General features: G+C 68.9%; 1 protein-coding gene. It reads left to right on the top strand.

Translation table 11 applies throughout. The annotated features are described in order from the left end of the window. Window positions 1-15: 15 nt before the first annotated feature. Window positions 16-4,967, top strand: a 4,952-nt coding sequence (locus tag ABT004_RS35860) for a non-ribosomal peptide synthetase (protein ID WP_351345880.1), incomplete at its 3' end; no start/stop codon positions are given.

Raw genomic sequence — 4,967 nt, 5'->3', positions numbered from 1 at the left:
TCGCGGATTCGGGTCGTGTTGGGGGTGGAGGTCGAGGTTCGGGCGTTGTTCGAGGCGCCGACGGTGGCCGCTCTCGCCGACCGTCTGGCCGCTGGGACGGGGGTGGCTCGGACGCCGTTGCGGGCTGCGGAGACGCGTCCGGAGCGGGTGCCGTTGTCGTTCGCGCAGCAACGGCTGTGGTTCCTCGGCCAGTTGGAGGGGCCGAGCCCGGCTTACAACATCCCCCTGGCTGTGCCGTTGACCGGCGAGGTGGATGTCACCGCGTTGAACGACGCGCTGCGAGACGTGATCGGGCGCCACGAGACGCTGCGCACGGTGTTCCCGGCCGTGGAGGGTGAGCCGTACCAGCGGATCCTCGACGCGCGAGAGCTCCAGTGGCGACTCGAAGTGCGCAGCGTGGAGGCCGACGAGCTGGGCGCTGCCGTCAGCCACGCGTCGCAGTACGCGTTTGATCTGGCGGCGGAGGTGCCGATTCGGGCGTGGCTGTTCGAGGCCGGGCCGGATGAGCAGGTACTCGTGGTGGTGGTGCATCACATCGCCGGCGACGCGTGGTCGATGGGCGCGCTGCGGCGTGATGTCTCGAAGGCGTACGCGGCTCGCCTGCGGGGGGACGCTCCGGTGTTCGCGGCGTTGCCGGTGCAGTACGCGGATTACGCGTTGTGGCAGCGGGAGTTGCTGGGTGCGGAGTCCGACCCGGGGAGTGTGCTGTCGCAGCAGGTGGGGTACTGGCGGCGGGAGTTGGCCGGGGTGCCGGAGGAGTTGACGTTGCCCTCGGATCGGGCGCGTCCTGCGGTGGCGAGCCATGTGGGGCGTCGGGTGCCGTTGCGGGTGTCGGCCGAGGTGCATCAGCGGGTGGTGGAGCTGGCGCGCGCCGAGGGCGTGACGGTCTTCATGGTCCTTCAGGCGGCCCTGGCGGTCACTCTTTCCCGTCTTGGTGCGGGGACGGATGTTCCGGTGGGGTCGACGGTTGCCGGGCGTACGGACGAGGCGCTGGACGACCTGGTCGGGTTCTTCGCGAACACGCTGGTGGTACGGGCGGATCTGTCGGGTGATCCGGAGTTCCGTGAGGTGCTGGGGCGGGTGCGGGAGGCGAGCCTGGGCGCGTTCGCACATCAGGACGTGCCCTTCGAGCGGCTGGTGGAGGAACTGGCACCGGAGCGCTCGCTGTCCCGACACCCGCTGTTCCAGGTCATGCTCACCCTGCACAACGTCGAGCCCGGGGGAGGCGGATCGCAGAGCCTGGATCGGTCGACCACCAACTCGGCGAAGTTCGACCTCGATGTGTCGTTGTCGGAGGTGTTGGACGAGGAGGGGCGTCCGGCCGGGTTGCGGGGTGGCCTGACCGTGTCGGCGGATCTGTTCGAGGCGGAGACCGCTGAACGGTTGGTGGGCTGGTTCGGCCGCGTGTTGGAGTCGGTGACCGCGGCGCCCGATGTCCGGTTGCATGCGGTGGATGTGCTGGATGGCGACGAGCGTGCCCAGCTGCGGCAGTGGAATGACACTGACACGGCCTCGGGTGTGGCTGGTTCGTCGGTGGTGGAGTTGTTCGAGGAGTGGGTGGCTGCGGCTCCGGGTGTGGTGGCGGTGGTGTCGGACGGTGTTGAGGTGTCGTACGGCGAGTTGGATGTGTGGGCGAATCGGTTGGCGCATTGGTTGCGTGGTCGGGGTGTGGGTGCGGAGTCGGTGGTGGGGCTTCGGCTCCGGCGTGGTGCGGAGATGATCGCCGGGATTCTTGGTGTGTGGAAGGCGGGGGCGGCGTACGTCCCGGTGGATGCTGAACTGCCGGTCGAGCGTGTGGAGTTCATGCTTGCGGATGCCGGTGTGGGTGTGGTGGTGGACGCGGGCGTCCTCGACGGGTTGGGGGAGTACCCGGATACCGCGCCCGGTGTGCGGCTGGTTCTGTCGGGGTTGGCGTATGTGATCTATACGTCGGGTTCGACGGGGCGTCCGAAGGGTGTGGCGGTCTCGCATGGGTCGTTGGTGAATCTGGTGTCGGTGTTCGGGCCGGTGATGGGTGCGGGTCCGGGTGTGGGTGTGTTGCAGTTCGCGTCGTTCAGTTTCGATGCGTCGGTGTTGGATGTGGCGGTGGCGTTGTCGTCGGGTGCGACGTTGTGGGTGGCGTCGGAGGAGCAGAGGGCAGAGCCGCGGCGGCTGGCGGAGTTGACCGGGGTGCGGGCGGCGAGTGTGGTGCCGTCTCTGCTCGGGGTGTTGGATCCGGAGGATCTGTCGCAGGTGGAGACCCTGCTGGTGGGTGCCGAGGCGATTGGTGAGTCGGTGGCGCGGGCGTGGTCGGTGGGGCGCCGGTTGGTGAACACGTATGGGCCGACCGAGGCGACGGTGATGGTGGCTGCCGAGGTGGTCGACGCGGATCGGCAAGGCCCGGTGCCGTTCGGCCGGCCGATCGCCAATACCCGTCTGTATGCGCTGGACGAGACGTTGCAGCCGGTGCCGGTGGGTGTTGCGGGTGAGCTGTACGTGGCGGGTGCCGGTCTGGCGCGCGGCTATGTGGGCCGGCCCGGTCTGACGGGTGAGCGGTTCGTGGCGTGCCCGTTCGGTTCCGGCGGTGAGCGGATGTACCGGACCGGAGATCTGGCCAAATGGACCGTGGACGGGCAACTAATGTTCGCCGGCCGGGCCGATGAGCAGGTGAAGGTGCGCGGGTTCCGGATCGAGCCGGGTGAGATCGTGGCCGTGCTGGAAGCCTGTGCCGAGGTGGCGCAGGCCGCGGTGATCGCCCGTGAGGACATGCCCGGCGACAAGCGCCTGGTCGCGTATGTGGTGCCTGCCGACGGCGAGACCGGTGTCGATGTCAGCGTGCTGCGGGACGTGGTGGCGTCGCGGCTGCCGGAGTACATGGTCCCGGCCGCGTTCGTCACGCTGGACGAGCTGCCGCTGACCGCCAACGGCAAGCTCGACCGCAAGGTCCTTCCGGTGCCGGAGTATGCCGCGAGTGGCGGCCGGGGTCCGGCGACCGTACAGGAGGAGATCCTCTGCGCGGCCTTTGCCGACGTGCTGGGTGTGGAGTCGGTTGGGGTCGAGGACGACTTCTTCCGGCTGGGTGGGCATTCGCTGTTGGCGGTGCGGTTGGTCTCGCGGATTCGGGTCGTGTTGGGGGTGGAGGTCGAGGTTCGGGCGTTGTTCGAGGCGCCGACGGTGGCCGCGCTCGCCGACCGCCTGGACGCTGGGACGGGGGTGGCTCGTACGCCGTTGCGGGCTGCGGAGACGCGTCCGGAGCGGGTGCCGTTGTCGTTCGCGCAGCAACGGCTTTGGTTCCTGGCCCAGTTGGAGGGGCCGAGTTCGACGTACAACATCTCGATGCCGGTCAGGGTCAGTGGCGTGGACACCGCGGTGCTGGACGCGGCACTTCGGGATGTGCTCGGTCGGCACGAGTCGCTGCGTACGGTGTTCCCCGTTGTCGAAGGCGAGCCCTACCAGCGCATCCTTGACCCGGCGGAACTCGACTGGTCGCTGCGGGTCACCCACGTGGAGACCGGTGAACTGGACGCGGCCGTGCGGCAGGCCACGCAGCACACGTTTGATCTGTCGGCGGAGCTGCCGATCCGGGCGTGGCTGTTCGAGGCCGGCCCGGAGGACCAAGTGCTCGTGGTCGTGACGCACCACATAGCCAGCGACGGCTGGTCGCGCGGCGCGCTGGCACGGGACGTGTCGATCGCGTACGCGGCGCGGCTGCGTGGCGAGGCGCCGGTGTTCGCGGCGTTGCCGGTGCAGTACGCGGATTATGCGTTGTGGCAGCGGGAGTTGCTCGGGGAGGAGTCGGACCCGGACAGCCTGTTGTCCGAGCAAGTCGGCTATTGGCGGCAGGAGTTGGCCGGAGCGCCGGAAGAACTGGTGCTGCCCGTGGATCGGGCGCGTCCTGCGGTGTCCGGTCATGTGGGACATCGGGTGCCGTTGCGGGTGCCGGTCGAGGTGCATCAGCGGGTGGTGGAGCTGGCGCGGGCCGAGGGTGTGACGGTGTTCATGGTCCTTCAGGCGGCGTTGGCGGTGACGCTGTCACGGCTCGGTGCGGGGACCGATGTGCCGATCGGGTCCGCGATCGCGGGACGTACGGATGAGGCGCTGGACGATCTCGTCGGATTCTTTGTGAACACGTTGGTGGTGCGGACGGATCTGTCGGGTGATCCGGAGTTCCGTGAGGTGCTGGGGCGGGTGCGGGAGGCGGACCTGGGCGCGCTGGCGCATCAGGATGTGCCGTTCGAGCGGCTGGTGGAGGAGCTGGCGCCGGAGCGTTCGCTGACCCGGCACCCGCTGTTCCAGGTGATGCTCACCGTGCAGAACATGGAGAGCGCCTCCCTGGAACTGCCCGGGGTCGGCACGGGTGTCGACGAGATGACGGCAGGCGGTGTGGCCACCGTTTCGGCGAGGTTCGACCTCGATGTGTCGTTGTCGGAGGTGTTGGACGAGGAGGGGCGTCCGGCCGGGTTGCGGGGTGGCCTGACCGCGTCGGCGGATCTGTTCGAGGCGGAGACCGCTGAACGGTTGGTGGGCTGGTTCGGCCGGGTGTTGGAGTCGGTGGCCGCGGCGCCTGATGTCCGTCTGCATGCGGTGGATGCGCTGGGTGCCGATGAGCGCGATCGGGTTCTCACCGAGTGGAATGACACCGCGGTCGAGGTGGATGGGAGGACGATTCCGGCCCAGTTCGAGGAGTGGGCGGCTGCGGCTCCGGATGCGGTCGCGGTGACCGTGGACGGCGTTGAGGTGTCGTACGGCGAGTTGGATGTGTGGGCGAATCGGTTGGCGCATTGGTTGCGTGGCCGGGGTGTGGGTGCGGAGTCGGTGGTGGGGCTTCGTCTGCCGCGTGGTGTGGAGATGGTTGCCGGGATTCTTGGTGTGTGGAAGGCGGGGGCGGCGTATGTCCCGGTGGATGCTGAACTGCCGGTCGAGCGTGTGGAGTTCATGCTGGCGGATGCCGGTGTGGGTGTGGTGGTGGACGCGGGCGTCCTCGACGG

Origin of the sequence: Streptomyces sp. NPDC002790 (genome assembly GCF_040295505.1) — a bacterium.
Lineage (GTDB): Bacteria > Actinomycetota > Actinomycetes > Streptomycetales > Streptomycetaceae > Streptomyces.
Note: the sequence above shows the minus strand (reverse complement) of the source record. Positions and strands in the feature narration are given on the sequence as shown.